We start from the raw sequence: 16,400 nt of genomic DNA on the forward strand, positions 1-16,400 counted from the left end.
AATGTTGCCATGGATGTCCGTAGCCGTGTAGGTGACCGTCGTGGTGCCTACCGGATAGGTTGATCCGTTCACCTGGTCAGAAGAGAAGCTTTCTATTCCGCAGTTGTCCGCTGCTTGCGGCTCGGTCCAGCTTACCACTGCTCCGCAAGTATTCAGATCATTGTCAATAATGATATCCGATGGAACATTCGTGATCACTGGCTTCTCGGTGTCATTCACCGTCACCGTGAAGCTCGTCGTCTCGGTATTGCCGTGGATATCGGTAGCCGTATAGGTTACCAATGTTTCGCCTACCGGGAACTCATCGCCTGAAGTGTGATCAGAAGTGAAGGTGGCGATTTCACAGTTGTCGGCTGCATTTGGTGCCGTCCAAGATGCCACCGCTCCGCAAAGACCTGCATCATTACTGATTTCGATGTTTTCTGGCATGCCCTCGATTACCGGTTTCTCGGTATCATTCACCGTGACCGTGAAGCTCGCTGTCTCGGTATTGCCATGGGTATCAGTAGCGGTATAAGTAACCGTAGTTTCTCCAACAGGGAACAGATCTCCTGAAGCATAGTCAGCAGTGAAACTTTCTATGCCACAGTTGTCCGCTGCTTGCGGCTCTGCCCAGCTTACCACCGCTCCGCAAGTATTCAGATCATTGTCAATAATGATATCCGATGGAACATTTGTGATCACTGGTTTCTCGGTATCGTTCACCATCACCGTGAAGCTCACCGTCTCGGAATTGCCGTGGATATCGGTAGCGGTATAAGTAACCGTTGTTTCTCCAACAGGGAACAGATCTCCTGAAGCATAGTCAGCAGTGAAACTATTGATTTCACAGTTGTCCGAAGCAATCGGTTCAGTCCAGGTTACCACCGCTCCGCAGACTCCTGGATCGTTGTTCACCGTGATGTTGGCTGGAACATTTGTGATCACTGGTTTCTCGGTATCGTTCACAATCACCGTGAAGCTCACCGTCTCGGAATTGCCGTGGATATCGGTAGCGGTATAAGTAACCGTAGTTTCTCCAACAAGGAAAAGATCTCCTGAAGCATTGTCAGCAGTGAAACTATCGATTTCACAGTTGTCTGAAGCAATCGGTTCAATCCAAATCACCACAGCCCCGCAGACTCCCGCATCGTTGTTCACCGAGATGTTGGCCGGAACATTCGTGATTACCGGTTTCACCTCATCCAAAACCACCACATTAAATGATTTTGCAGAAACATTTCCATTAGTATCCTCAACCTTGAAATCAACCGAAATAGTCTGTCCTACATCTGTACAATTGAAATCGAGTGTTGGTAAACCGTCATTAAAAAATTTGGATTTGATTCCACAGTTATCAAAGGACTCATCATTTATTTCTTCAATTGAAAGGGAACCTAGACCGTTTTGATCCAAGAAGACAGAAACATTTGTAGGAATTACCACGATTGGGTATTGGAAGTCACCCACAATGATTTCTTCCTGCTCTGTCAAAGTAACCGAATTAGAATCAGTGACTCGAACCTCATACAACCCTGCAGAAAGGCTACTGATGATTGTACCTGAATCAGGCAAAAGCTCGCCGTTTTTATACCATTCTACAGTGTAAGGAGCTAATCCGGCAAATATGTCCACTTCAAGACGCCCATCTGCAGCTTCAAAACAGGATTCATTGGTGACTTTTAGCCTGATGCGATAGTTTTCTGTAAACTCTGCTACTACATTAGATTCTTGGTTAATCGTAAAAAGGTAAGGGTTTTGATTTCCCGAAATATTTCCTGACCATTGAGCAAAACTCCAACCTTCTGCAGGTATTGCAGTGAGCGTCAAATCTGAACCTTCATTATAAAGGTTAAGATTTGGTTCTCTTTGAATAATACCCTGACCAATTACACTGGTATTTAAAGCATATTGGACTGTTTCTTGACAGAATGATTGCTCAATAGTGTTGTCCAAATCATTGTATTCGATTGGATTGGCACCAGAAAGCTCGGCATAAATACTAAAAGTATTGCTAAGCAAAATTATAGGAACACTCACTTCAATTGTATCTCTTGGATCTACAGAAATAGATTCTTCCGAAATGAAGTCAAGTGCTTCTCCTGATTTATAATAAAGTTTTAGGGTAGAATTCGTTCCCACATCACCTTCATTGACAACCTTAGCGGTTACGGTCATTTCCTCACCAGATTCCGGGCAGTCATTACTGAATAACAAGCCAGCAAATCGAAGATTAGGAGCATCTCCCACAAAAATATTTCTTATAGCTGTGTTGTTTCTTCTATTCGGGTCAGCTTGCTCTTCCAACACATCGACAATAGCTTCCACGGGTTTCAAGCCGCCAATCGCGGAGGAATAAGATGTAGTCATAGCCACTGTTCCATCTTCACCAGCCGCCAATCCACTTACCTCTACATCTTCACCCAATTGGATTCCATCCACTAATAACCTGACCTTAAATGCCCCAGCTGGGACTACACCGATATTTTCATAGGAAACAAATAAATTCACTTCCTCATTTAAATCCGGATTAAGTTTGGACGGAGAAATAAACTGAGTCTCAACTTTTAAATCAGGCCCCGGAGTAGTAATCGAGATCTGTCTTCTATACTCATTATTGCCTTCATCGCATTCGATGATGGTATTTTCCTCATCCAGAATAACCTTAAGCGTAAATGTACCTGCCTCGGTAAATATATAAGGGAGCGCAACCCATTTTCCACCTTTTGGCAATTTATCCAACACAGTAGAGCCGATTAAAACATCATCCAGATAGAATTTTACTGAAACGTTTTCGCCTTCGAAAAGACCTTCATTTCTAACATTTACTGTTAAGAATTGCTCGGTAAACACCTGAAAACCACCTCTCCAAGAAAATGAATTAAAATTGACTTCTGGGTACAATTCAGTACATAACTTAGCAGATGCTACATTATCAAATTCAAATGTTTCATTTACCTCTGATCTTGAATCGGTTCGATAGGTTATTAAATGATTCCCATAAGCTGAGATACTGGTAAAAACACTATCCGCTTTTAATTCTCGAATTTTTAGGGTGTCTGTAACTTGACGTTCAAAAACTGTCTCAACACCATTTTCATTTTTTATAAATGAATTATAGAAGGGAGGAATGACATCTATTTGCCCATAATTATTATAAAAGGTCTTGATTTTAAACTGTTCGCCAGGCTTAGGGCTTGCTGGTTCTACAAGGAACCAAGAATCCCGAGTTACTAAATTTGGCTTCTTTGGTTCATACTTAAGAGTGAATTCATTGGTGACATTATTAGTCTCATCGTATTCATCGATGACCCCGCTTCCAAACGGGTCATCTACAACAATCCTAACGATCTTATCTTCGGTAGTTTCAAAATTAAAAGTCACCTTATATGACCCCAGATTTCCACAAACTGCAATAGGATCCGAGATTAATCTGGAATCTACCAAATTATCATTTATATAAACATTTATAGTAAACGGTATTTCTACGGGAAGCCCTCCAATATTTCGAGCATTAATCCATATTGGGTAATCATCCTCCAGATTAAAGGTGTATAGATCCTGACCAATCCTGTTTGCAGCAGAGTAACTAGGTACTAAATCAGGCTTTTCAGGATAGATTTTATACTTCTGAGTAGCCGAATTATTTACCTTAGATATTTCTGCCACAACATTCAAAGGATCTGCAATGGCTCCGAATGAACAATAATCAATACTACTATTACAGGTATTCAATAAGTCATCATCTAGAATAGAGGTGACAAATGGGTACTCGATAAATTCTCCAGGTTGAAGAATAGGGATAAACACCTCGCCGATCACACCCTGACAGGAAGTATATCGGAATACAAAATTCTCTGCCGGGGCACTCCCATTATTAGTGACTTTTGCAATTCCTGTTATGGCTTCAGTTCTGAGCAAATGATTTCTTCCTTCCTTTTTATTAACAATGATTGAAGCTACTAAATCAGGTCTTGGAGTTACTTCACGATCATCTACAACCACTTCAAAAACATATGGGCCAAATGGCTGAATAAATCTTCCGTCATCTACTTCTCCGGTTACAGTATATACGCCCAAATCCAATGGACCAGTAAAGGACCTATTGAAACCACCAGCAGTATTGCTCGAAATGGTGAAAAATCTACCATCACTAATGGAAATCCTTACAGCTGCTCCAGAGACTTTCGGGGTGACAGATGGATCCAGCCCAAAATAATTTGCCACTCCTGAGAGAGTGATCGAACCTCCGGGATAAATAACAGAATTGTTTAAGCCTCCTGTGACATTGATACCTTCAGGCAAGGCATAGAATCGAATGGCAAAATTATTCAGCTCATTTTTCTCATCTAGAACATTCGTATTGTCTAGGACAATTTTGACCTCATGATATCCTGGGGTAGAAAAACTATAATCAAAACTTATTTCTGTGATTGACTGCGCTCCCAAAAATTGGATCGTTCTTGAATCGATAAACACTTCATCATCGTAGAGGGATACAATAAAGTTTTCAGCAGGGAAATCAGACGTATTTCTGACCCTAGCTGTAAGAGTAAACTCCTCACCTATTGCTGGTGCATTATCACTGAATAAAATATCATCAGCAAAAATGGCTACATCCAACAAGTCGCTTGAAACCAGCGGCAGGGATAGAAATCCACTTGATACCTCACAGCCTTCGCTGTGCTTTACTCTTATCTCGCTTTCCCAATCTGCATCTTCAGTGAGATTATTAGCACTTATTCTATATATTTTCCCATCCGTAACATCTTGGTCAGCAGGATCTTCTTCTTCCATGATCAGCTCTCGAGTCTCTAAGAAACTTCTCAAGGTGAGTTTAGGGAAACCGGACTCAGGTAAATAGCCGGATTTTTCCACATACTTAAACCTAAAAACAAATTCAGTAGCGCTAGTTCCTACTTCTGGGGAAACAAAGCGATTTGTGTAATCTCCACTTCCTACGACAAGAATTTCCGGAACAGATTCTACGGTAACTGTTACTGAACGCTCTACGGTACAGCCGTTTTCATCAGTGATAAACACCGTGTAGGTTGTAGTTACTTCAGGATAAACAAACTGTGCCGAAGAATTAACTCCATTATTCCAGAAATAAGAAACTCCACCAGTTGCTGAAAGTAATACTCCACTACCCTTACAAATTACTGTATCCGGAGTAAGTGTGACGATTGGTTCAGGGAAATGAGTCAAACTTTTCTCTAATAAATTATTGGTCAGGTTTTCATCTTCTTCTACTATACTGACTAATACTGAGTACTCTCCTTTCACACTAAGGTCCGCTTTGGACTCAAAAGTATAATTGTATGATTGACCGGGTGCCAATACTACAGATGCTGGCAAAGCCTCTGTCACCACCGATCCTCCGTTGATTTGATAAGAAAGAGAGATATTTCCAGCAAATGAACTTCCCACGTTTGTGATCCTGACTGTCACTTGTTCTTGATCAGTCAGCAAGCAGGCAGAATTAGGTGTCGAAATTTCAACCAAAGCTAAATCTCTTCCGCTCTCGGAGAAGAACTGGACTGCACCGATACTTACAGGAACAAAACGAGGGACTCCATTAATATCCTCCGACACTACGGTTGTCAAATCTGCACCATTCACAGCCAAAGCTTCTTCTTGGGGAGTAAGATCTTCAGCTGAAATAAATTGAGAATTGACAGTCAATGAATTGGAATCAAATCCTGATGTAGCTTTCCACGCATTTAGATCAGGTGCATCCGTGTTTCCCCATCTTCCAAGATTGACACCTGTGGTGAATAAATTATTATTGTTTATCTGGGCAAATGCTCCCGTTGCACCTATTCGCAATGCATAACCATTAGTGGCTTGGAAAATTGAATTAACTAACTCATTATTCTCGCCGCTCGAAGCATATTCTAAAGCTGCCCCATTAGCATGATTCCAGACAGAATTATGATAGAATTGAAGGTAATCGGTATTTGAGAAGTACACAGTTCGGTTATTTCCCTCGCCCTGAAGGAAATTATTGTAAATCAAATTTGGAAGAGAAGAGCTTCCTGATGCATTGACAATTCGGAGTGCATTTCCTGACTTACTGCTTACTCGGTTGTTTTTTACCAAAGATCCAGCTGAAGAATTTTCGAGTAAAATAGCTATTTGATCCGCCGTGGAGGTAGTCCTGACAGTATTTCCAATCACCAGAGGAGCATCGGTGTAATTCAGGTAAATAGACCTAAAATAGACATCATTCAACTCATTTTCAGAAATGATCACCTGACCTGCCCTGGAAGAAGAGCTGGCCCCTTTTACATAAATGCCATAGGCACCTCCTGAGATTTTGTTAGTGAGAATTCTGATATTTTCCGTGAAGGTTCCTGAAACATCTATCCCTCCTCTGACTTCAGAAGTATTGGTGGTAGAAGGACTTTCAATGATATTACTTTCAAAAAGTAAATTGACTGCTCGGTTTCTAACTTGAATCACCTGAGCTGTGCCCAAGGTTCTGAAAGTCAATTCGGAAAAACTGTAATGTTCTGCATTATCCAACTTCATGGTGTAAGTATCCATGTGGACAATAACCACTGCCAAAGGATCATTACTTGCTGATTTGAAATTCACAGAAAAGTCAGAAGACGCACCGGGTACTATACCGAAATTCAACTGCTCTTCATAGGTACCATCGGCCACCAAAAAGTCAACTTTCCCTGCCACTCCATTCAGTCGCAAAGCCTCAGAGGCAGCTGCAAAAGACATAAAATTCCGCTCTCCAGAACCGGCTGGATCAATGGTATATTCGCCGATCAAAGGTTCCCCCGCTTGGGCAAATTCCACTGCCCCGATACTTACCGGAACAGTCCTTGGATTTCCATCAATATCAGTAGAAACAAAGTCTGTCAAATCAGTTCCGGCCTCAGTAAGAACAGGATTTTGCGGAGTTAAATCCGTGTCAGAAACAAATAAAGGATCTTCATTTAAGGAATTTGCATCTCGGGAAGAAAGAGATTTCCAAGAGGAAAGATCAGATGCGTAAGAATTACCCCATCTTCCCAAATATGTCCCCGAGGTAAACAGGTCATTGTAATCCATCTCCACCAGACCCGTGCTGTTGCTCACAAAAACCGCCTGACCCGTATTGGCCCTGAAAATGTTGTTCTTCAACCTGTTGCCAGCCGATGCCAGCCCGTTGTATTGGATCGCTTCTCCCGTATTGGTGTTCAGCACCGAGTTGTGGTAAAAATTTACATAGGTGTTGTAGTACAAAAATACCGTTTGACCGCTGCTGCTGCTCCCGATCATGTTGTTGGCTACCAAGGCCGGAGATCCGTCCACCGCATTGCAAAACTGCATGTTCAATCCATACTGACGACCACCGAAAAGACGGTTCCCAACAACCCTCGTTGCCCCTTCCACCTCATTCAGCTCCAAAGCGTAGGAAGAACTCCAACTCGTAGAGCGCATCGTCACTCGGTTGTCTTCAATCACCGCAGCGGTCAACCTGTCCACGTAAATGCCGTAAGAAAAAACCTCTAAAATTGTGTTATTGATTATTTCTACCCCTGATCCTCTAAAACTACTCGAGGTACCTCCCCGATAATAAATTCCATTTGACCCTCCTACAATTGTATTTCCAAAAAACCGAATCGAAGATGAAGTAGTAGGTTGTAAAACGACATTTCCTCTTTCAAAATTCGCAGTACTTGTATCAGGGGATTCCAGCATACATTGCTCAATCGTTATATTTTGAACATCACCTTGCGCATGAAGAGTCCTAGCATAAGTAGTTCCCAATGCAAGGACTTTTATGTTTTTCAAAACGTAATGACTACCACCGTCAAACCGAATAACGAAATTATCCGCTGTTCCAATAGCTGAATATTGAATGACAACGTCCTCCGGATTCCCGGATTGGCTTTGAAAAGTAATTGTATTAGTCTCCGATGCCCCCGAAATAGCACCTAGAAGGACCTGTTCCGAATAGGTTCCAGTCTGAACTTCAAAGGTAACCGGACCAGAAATCCCGTTGGTTGTCAAGGACGAAATAGCACCCGAGAAGGAAGGATAGTCTCCTGATGCTCCTATGGAGTAAGTCCCCGAAAGCTGCTGAGCGAATGTTTGACCGGAAAACAGAAAAAGAGAAAGTCCTAGAAATAAAAGTAATTGATGGACTTTGCTAATAAATCGAAGTTGTAAAATTGATTCCATAATGTTTTGGATTTAATCGACTGGTGAAGGAAAGCCCTAAAACCACTTCTAAAAATCCAAAACCCAAGCCGCTAAGGATATCACTCTTGTATCAAATGATAGTACTGGTGTAACAGCTCCCTTTTCTGATGAAAAATCCTCTTCCAATCCATCCCTTTTCCTATTTGGGTCTTTTTACCAATCCGGGTACCTAAAAAAACCTACACTATGGAAGAGCAGGCAAAAAATACATGTGTTAAGTTTTAAAAATAAAGTAAACTCAATAGTAAGTCCCTACCCATTTTATGGCAGATAGGTCCTGCGGATTTTTGATTTTCACCTTGGATGGAAAAGAGGCCCGGATTTCGGGATTGGTTTCAAATACTTCCTCTATCTCATATTCCACCCAATTAAAACCCTTTTTCAATTCCAACTGAAAATCATACTCCACCTCCACTGATTCCTCATCCGACACATAAATCTGTTCGCTGCAGGCGGTATGAATAGAGACCTCCTCGGCCACATAGATTACTTCAAAAAAAGATCCTGGAATGGCATTGTTGTAGCCAGAGTCCTCCAGCCAGGGTCTAAGCTTCTCATCTGAAACCAAAAAAGCAGTCCCCGCCCATTGATCTCCTTGATTCATGCGGATGTAATCAACCCGATAGGCAGGCACTTCAAAACCTAATCCGAACTCCTCTCTATCATTACATCCAAAGAAAAAACTATAGCCTAATTCCCCCTCAAACATGGACTGAACTTCATTCGGTACATTTTTTAAATCCAATCCATCAAGATTTACAGCAAACTGACCCCTTTGATCCACTGTACCGGCAACAATTGGGTAATCCATCCCAAAAGGCATCAAAACCAGCTCCATTTTTGATCTCGGATGATTTTCTATCACCCCCGTGAGCTGTTGAGCGTTTACCTTGGATATTCCCAAGAGTAAAGAAACAGCCACAATCACTTGCATTTTATCCATAGTAAAAGTCAGATTTATTTTTTTTTTCTTCTCACATCATTCACAAAAGCCCAAAGCTCATTCATGGGAACCTTGTGACCTTTGAAAGTAACCTGGAACCTACCGGCACAGACAAATTCTATTTCAGAAGACTGACTTTTGAAATTGAGCCTTTCCAAAACCCGAATCCCTTGATGCTCATAGATCCGTGAATAGCCATCTTCACTTTTTTCCTCATAGTCAGGCATCAATTTTTGCTCAGTAGCCTTGACCAGGACATTTCCGGTAACCCCTGCCCCATCCAATAATTCCATGGAGATTTGTCTTTCATTTCCACCTTCTTCCTGATAGGTGGAAATCACCCCGCTGATTCCCATGGCTTGCTTATGTCCAAGTATGATCTTTTTCATTTCCATTTTTCCCACCTTTTGAGGAATCAGGTCTTTGAGCTGATCGTTGCTCAAAGGCACTTGCTCTTCCAATGTTTCTGGATTGACGGCTGAGTAGTGATCGAAGGAATCCAAAAACTCGGTCAAGGTCATCCCCTCTCCGGAGTGTGACGGAGTTTTTGAGTTTGATTCTTCTGTTTTTTGACAGGAAAATGACAGGAAAATCAAAATCAGCAAAAATGGATTCTTATTCATCTGGACCTGTAATGAGGAATGGTTTGTGTAGTTGGGGAATAGATTTTTTAGAACAAAAAGCCTTGAAAAACCAATCAATAGTACCAAACCGGTTAGAGCACTATAACTCTCAAAAATACCCAATACTGAAAAGGAAGGGTCACAGGTATGTATCAAATGATAGCAATCCTGTAACCTTTCCCCTTTACTTTGAAGCTATTTTGCGACACCCCGCAGGTAAAAAATCACTTCAGTTCCTGATTCTTCCGGAAGGCTCTGATGATCCCGGATTTCAAAACGATAGTCCAAATTTTCACTTTGATTAAAAAATTTCAACCGGTCTGCAGACAGAGAAATCCCTATAGACTGCTTGGAAATGGTTTGAGTAGACTTCATTTTCGAAGACTCCTCCCTACCGATCCCGTTGTCTATGAGAGAAACAATCACGTCTTCATTTTCTCTGAATACATTGATCCAGATCGTTTTAGGCCCTTTCTTTGACATCAATCCATGCCAGACAGCATTCTCCAAGAAAGGTTGAAATACCAAAGGAGGTACCTTTACTCCTTTGAGATTGACGTCCCTTCCCACTTCCAGCTGTACCTGAATCCCATCTTCAAAACGGATGGACTCCAGGCTGAGGTATAATTTGGCAATATCCAATTCCTCCCCAAGCGATATCTTAAACTCTCGGGAGCTTTCTAAAATCATTCGGATCAGCTTCGCAAAGCGATTCAGATACAAAACCGCATTTTCCTTGTCACTCTCAATCAAAAAGACTTTGATTGAATTCAGCGCATTGAAAATAAAATGGGGATTCATCTGACTTCTCAGAGATTGAAGATGAAGCTGTGTGATTTTTTGCTCGTATTCCGACCGGAGTTTGGCCACACGCTGCTCTTCTGCATCCGCTTCCAAAAAGGATATCTTATTTTCTTTTTCTTGGATTTCCTTCTGAAGACTTTGATTCAATTGGTCTCGTAATTTTTCGTTTTCCTTGAGCTGTTCCAATAAAAGGGTCTGAACTTCAAATTTTTGCTCATAGACCTCTCGCTGCTTGATAGCCAAGGCATAGGTATAGAGAAAGTTCTCTGCCAATACTGCCAAATAATACACATAGTAGTATTTGTTGGTGAAGGAGAGGTCTCTTCCGAAAGTCAAAAATGCGAGAATAAAAGAACTGATACCCAAAATCAGGTATCCTGCCAAAATTACATACCGCACCGCCTCCCCAGTTTTGATAGTTAGGTAGATTCCATAAATCAGAAAAATCAAAGTGCAAGGCATGAAAATCAGGATGTAATACCCTCTCATGTAATCATATCCATCCCATAAGTATCTGCCTAAAACGAGTACGGCAAAAATCGAACTGGTTACCAAAGCATAGATCGTAAAGAAGCGGGTAAACTTTGGGAAGTGCTTTCTAAAGTTCAGAATTTCGATCAGGAAAAAGGAAAAAACCAAGTAGCTGGCAAACTGAATGGGAAAATTGATATGGATGAAAAAATCAGCGTACTCCATATAAATATGCTCTACAAATACTCCCTTGACCCTTTTGATCAGATTGACCGCATTGATAAAAGCATACACACTGTAGAGAAGGTAAAACTTCTCCCTGCTTTTGACAAAAAGGACAAAGTGATAGACGGATAGGTAAAACAGAATGCTTGTGACAGCCCAGCCCAGTCCGTTAAAGTTGCTTTGCTCCAGCAGTTCGGTCAGTGAATATCCTTTTAAAAAATCCATGATCAATTACTTCAGGGCTTCTATAAAACCTGCTCGCTTCAATCTGGACACAGGAAGTTTGATGCCGCCTTCCAGCACCACTTTGCCCGTAGATTTTTCATAAGATTTGACCCATTTCAGGTTAATCAAGAAAGAATGGTGAATCCGGAAAAAGGCCAGCCCGGAAAATACATCCTCCAATAGCTTTAATCGTTTGGATACCAGAATTTTCCCATCCTTGAGGGTAGTTACCTGCGAATAGCTCCCCTCGCTTTCGCAATACAACACCTCCTCCGGATCAATCAGGATTAATTGGTCGTCTCGATTGATGGAGATTTTACGGGATTCTTTTTGATTTTTTTTCATCAAGATTCTCTCCAAAACCCTTTCCAAATATGCATTTTCCACCGGCTTGAGCAGGTAATCGAAAGCCCTTTCCCGAATCGCCTGTATCGCATGCTCTGCATATGCTGTCACAAAGACCACTTCAAAATCCCTGTTTGGAAAATATTCCAGAAATCGGAACCCGTCCATTTTCGGCATGGAAATATCCAAAAAAACGCAATCCACACTCAGTTCGGGAAGCTTATTGATAGCCTCTTCTGCTTCTCTAAACTTTCCCACGATTTCCACCTCTTTTACTGTGCGTTGTATTTCCCACTCTAGAGAAAGAATGGACTTAGGCTCATCATCAACCAATGCCACACGAATCATCTTATTTCAAAATTTGAATTGGTTAAAAATCGCTTCTAAAAATCTCATCAGGGAGATACATCTTAAATATTCAGCTCAAAATCCAAATTTTCTAACAAATAATTGATCTTTTTCAAGTTTTAATTTTTAATACTACTAAAAAATCCAATCAAAATGTACCAGTTATGAACTATTCTGTACCATGAGAAAATGGAAGACTATTTTTCGATTTATTGAGCTATGACTTATTCTTCTTTTTCAGATCAATTGGCAAAAGCCCGATTCATTTCCCGCAATTTTTTATGTGCCACTATATTGATTTTTCTATTCAGGTCATCCTTCGCCCAGGAAAACCTCTCTTTCCGGCAGCTTTCTGTGAATGATGGACTTTCCCAAAACAGCGCGATATCCATTGCCCAAGACGTGGACGGATTTCTTTGGATAGCCACCCAAGAAGGACTCAATCGATACGATGGCCGTAATTTTTTGATTTTCGAAAAGAAGTTTCTTGATATCACCGAATCTACCCGTCTCATGCTCGGAAAAGTATTTGCAGACCGGAGGAACAGGGTTTGGATTATTCCTGAAAGTTCCATTCCTGAGCTTCTGGATCGGGAAAAGATGGAATTCAGGCCGATTGAAGGCATTTCTTCTGCCAACAGCATTTTGGAAGATGTGGATGGGACAATCTGGTTTGGTACGCTCTCCGGTCAGCTTTACTCCTGGAATGAAGCGCTGAAAAAGGCCGAAATGATCTGGTCCGATCCGGAAAAAGAGATCGTGAATTTGAACAGGTATGATGAAGCCCATCTTCTGTTGACTTTGCGGGACGAAGTAATCCTTTGGAACAAAAGCTCCGGAACACATACCTCTGTCTGGAAGCCTTACCCGGAGACTATCCTATCAGTTTCAATTCTTGATCATACCGGCCGTTTTTGGTTTGGGACCTTAAACAGGGGGCTTTGGACCAAAAAAGCTGGAGATGAAGCCGTGGCTTCGGACGAATATCTGAACCAAAAAGTAAATCCTGAGGAAATGATCTTGGACCTACTTCTGGATACCAAAAAAAGACTCTGGGTGGCGACCTATGGCCGAGGAGTTCAAAAGATCAATTTAGAAAGAAAAACCCTGTCCGAATACTCCTATTCCAAACAGAATCCAAGGTCAATTCACTACAACGATATCCTGAGTATTTTTGAAGATTACACGGGCACACTTTGGTTTGGGTCTGATGGAGCAGGGTTGAGCTTTTATGATTCATATCTGGAAAAATTCAACTTTTTTCACAATCAGGAAGTACCCGAAAACATCAATATCGACGTAGTCAGGTCCATCTACGTGGACGAATTTGAAAATGTATGGCTAGGCACTTCAGGCAAAGGACTGACACGCTATAATCCCAAAACCAACACTTGGAAGACCTTTGTCCATGACCCTGAAAATGAACAAAGCCTTTCCAGCAATCGGGTCATGAGTCTCTTGGGAGATGGCAAAGGAAAATTATGGATAGGATATCAGGACGAAGGCTTGAGCTTATTTGACCTGAGTTCGGAGCGCTTTCAACATTTCCACACCGAAAGTACTATTCCTCAGCCTGGATCCACGATATGGAAAATATACAGAGATAGTAAAAACCGGTTTTGGCTTTGCAGCAGAAATGACGGTTTAATTTGGTTTGACCCTGTAAAAGGCGTCCAAAAGCAATTTGTCCATCAGCCGAATAGGCCGGAAAGCATACCGGACAACAATATCAGAACTATGCTGGAAGCCCCTTCAGGTGATTTTTGGATTGGAACAGAAAATCATGGAATTGCCAAGCTAAATCTGGGGAATGAAACATTTGAAAGGTATACCCATCAGGCTGGAAACGCGAATTCCATCAGCAGCAACAGCATCAAATCCCTTCATCTGGAAGGAAATAAACTTTGGGTAGGAACCAACGGAGGAGGGCTCAGCCAAATGGATTTGAAAACCGAAAAAATCACCACCCTGAATGTGGATACCGGTCTGCCAAACAATGTCATATACGCAATTCTGGAAGATCAAAACAAGAACCTTTGGCTCAGTTCCAATAAAGGAATCACCAAAGTACACCTGACCAATGATCCTTCCGACCCATTTCAGATTACCAATTACTCCAACTATGACGGATTAGCCACGGAGTTCAACACCGGAGCTTATTTTAAGAATGAAGACGGGACACTCTATTTTGGGAGCTTGGATGGGTTCTACTGGTTTAATCCCGAGGATATTTTCCTCAACGAAATACCTCCAAAAATTGCAATCACCGAACTTTCGGCCTTTGACCAAAAAATTGACCTGAAGGAAGGTCTAAAGCTAAAGCACAATCAGAATACCCTTAGCTTCAGTATGGCTAGCTTGGTCTTTTCCTCACCAGGAAAAAATCAGTTTGAGTACATGCTTGAAAACCACGACGCAAATTGGGTCTCCAATGGATACAATCACCAAGCCCGGTACACTAATTTGGCACCCGGGACTTACAGATTTCTAGTCCGGGGAAGCAATTATGATGGGGTCTGGTCCGAAGAGCCCGTGGCCTTTGAATTTAGCATTTCACCTCCTTGGTATTTTGGCAACCTGGCAAAAGTGGTTTATGTGCTATTGCTCGCCATTATCATCTTATGGATTTATCAATACCTGAAATGGAAATGGCAAATTCAGTTTTCTCTGAAAATGAAAGACCGGGAAACCCAGACTCTGAAAGAAATCGACGAGTTTAAAACTCAGCTTTTCACAAATATTTCCCATGAGTTTCGAACCCCACTGACTTTGATTTCCGGTCCCATAGACCGATTGATGAGTCAAACCGATAGCCCGGTTGTAAAGTCCCAACTGAATCTAGTCAAAACCAACTCCCAACGCCTACTAACCTTAGTTGATCAACTTTTGGAAATCAGCAAGATCAAAACAGGGAAAAACAAGCTGACCATCCGCAAAGGGAACTTTGGACTTTTACTTCAGTCTATTGTAGCTAATTACTTCTATCAGGCCTCTGAAAAGGGAGTCCGCCTATCAGCCAGCATCCCCTTGATGACCGAAGTTTGGTTTGACTCCGATAAAGTGGAAAAAATCGTCAAAACCCTGATTCAGAATGCGATCAAATACAGCAAAGAGAATACGGAGGTGAAATTGGAAAGCTTCATCAATGATGGAAATCTGAATTTGAAAATTAAAAATGAGAGCCTGGAGGAATATAAAAAAGAAGATTTAAGCAAGCTATTTCTCAGGTATCACCTAGGAAAAGGCAATAAAAAGGATTTTGGTTTGGGGCTTTCTCTAGTTCAGGAGATGACCCACTTATATCATGGCGAGTTTAAGATTGATTACAAAGATTCCAAGTGGTTTGAGGTGGCTATAGTTTTGCCGGTAGACAAATATGCTTTCCATCCTGAGGAAGTGATTGATGAAGAGGCGGATACCTTTGAACTCCCTAAATTGCCTGTTCTCAATGAAGAGGAAAAAAACAAACAACCGCTGGTGCTCATTGTGGAAGACAATACCAAAGTTCGGGAGTTTTTGGTAAGGGAATTGGACCCGTATTTTCAGACAATTGAGGCGGAAAATGGAAAGAAAGGTCTTTTTGTTGCCTTGAAAAAAGTTCCGGATCTGATCATATCGGATGTGATGATGCCCGAAATGGATGGGTTTGAGCTTTGCAGAAAAATCAAAAATGAAGAGCTGACTTCACATATTCCGGTTATTCTTTTAACAGCCAAAGCAGATGAGCAAAGTCAGATGGAAGGAATTCAGGCTGGAGCGGACGACTTCATCCTCAAACCATTCAAAACCAATCAATTGCTACTCCGAATAGAAAAATTGATTGAGCTCCGAACCCAACTTCAAATCCGCTTTTCCGGAAAGAATCCCATTTCACCAAAAGAAATAGCAGTTACCAATTTGGATGAACGCTTCCTCGAAAAATTACAGGAAATCGTGGATAATGAACTTTCGGATAGTAATTTCTCTGTGGATGAGTTCAGTAAAAAAATGGGAATGAGCCGAATGCAGCTGCATCGAAAGCTTACCGCATTGACTGGCCTATCTACTACCGCTTACATGAAAGACCAACGATTACGAATGGCTGTTCAGCGATTGGAAAAAACGGACGAGACAATTTCTGAAATTGCCTATGCAGTGGGATTTTCCTCTCCCTCCTATTTTATCAAAAGTTTTAAGGAAACCTACGGAGTAACCCCTGCAGAATACCAACAAAACAATTCAAAAAAATAGGG

General features: G+C 41.6%; 6 protein-coding genes. 1 reads left to right on the forward strand and 5 read right to left on the reverse strand.

Annotated features, from left to right (window positions below; genetic code table 11):
* From DFQ04_RS05195 to DFQ04_RS05215, 5 genes are all read right to left on the reverse strand, one after another.
* Nucleotides 1-8,163, reverse strand: an 8,163-nt coding sequence (locus tag DFQ04_RS05195; RefSeq protein WP_166637256.1) for an HYR domain-containing protein, incomplete at its 3' end; no start/stop codon positions are given.
* A gap of 259 nt (nucleotides 8,164-8,422) precedes the next feature.
* On the reverse strand, nucleotides 8,423-9,127 hold the full coding sequence (locus DFQ04_RS05200; protein WP_026952401.1) for a hypothetical protein: 705 nt from the start codon (nucleotides 9,125-9,127) through the stop codon (nucleotides 8,423-8,425).
* Between the two features lie 14 nt (nucleotides 9,128-9,141).
* The gene (locus DFQ04_RS05205; protein ID WP_133553357.1) at nucleotides 9,142-9,750 is read right to left on the reverse strand and encodes a hypothetical protein; all 609 of its coding nucleotides are present in this window, start codon (nucleotides 9,748-9,750) and stop codon (nucleotides 9,142-9,144) included.
* Between the two features lie 195 nt (nucleotides 9,751-9,945).
* A complete protein-coding gene (locus DFQ04_RS05210; protein ID WP_133553359.1) occupies nucleotides 9,946-11,475 on the reverse strand; it encodes a histidine kinase in 1,530 nt (509 codons plus the stop codon).
* A 6-nt stretch (nucleotides 11,476-11,481) separates the two neighbouring features.
* Nucleotides 11,482-12,168: a LytR/AlgR family response regulator transcription factor gene (locus tag DFQ04_RS05215; protein WP_133553361.1), complete on the reverse strand. Its 687-nt coding sequence runs from the start codon at nucleotides 12,166-12,168 to the stop codon at nucleotides 11,482-11,484.
* A gap of 219 nt (nucleotides 12,169-12,387) precedes the next feature.
* Between DFQ04_RS05215 and DFQ04_RS05220 the strand changes: the two genes are divergently transcribed.
* Nucleotides 12,388-16,398 carry a hybrid sensor histidine kinase/response regulator transcription factor gene (locus DFQ04_RS05220; protein WP_133553363.1) on the forward strand — a complete coding sequence of 1,337 codons (4,011 nt, stop codon included), beginning with the start codon at nucleotides 12,388-12,390 and terminating at the stop codon, nucleotides 16,396-16,398.
* Nucleotides 16,399-16,400 lie beyond the last annotated feature (2 nt).

Source organism: Algoriphagus boseongensis (assembly GCF_004362805.1).
Lineage (GTDB): Bacteria > Bacteroidota > Bacteroidia > Cytophagales > Cyclobacteriaceae > Algoriphagus > Algoriphagus boseongensis.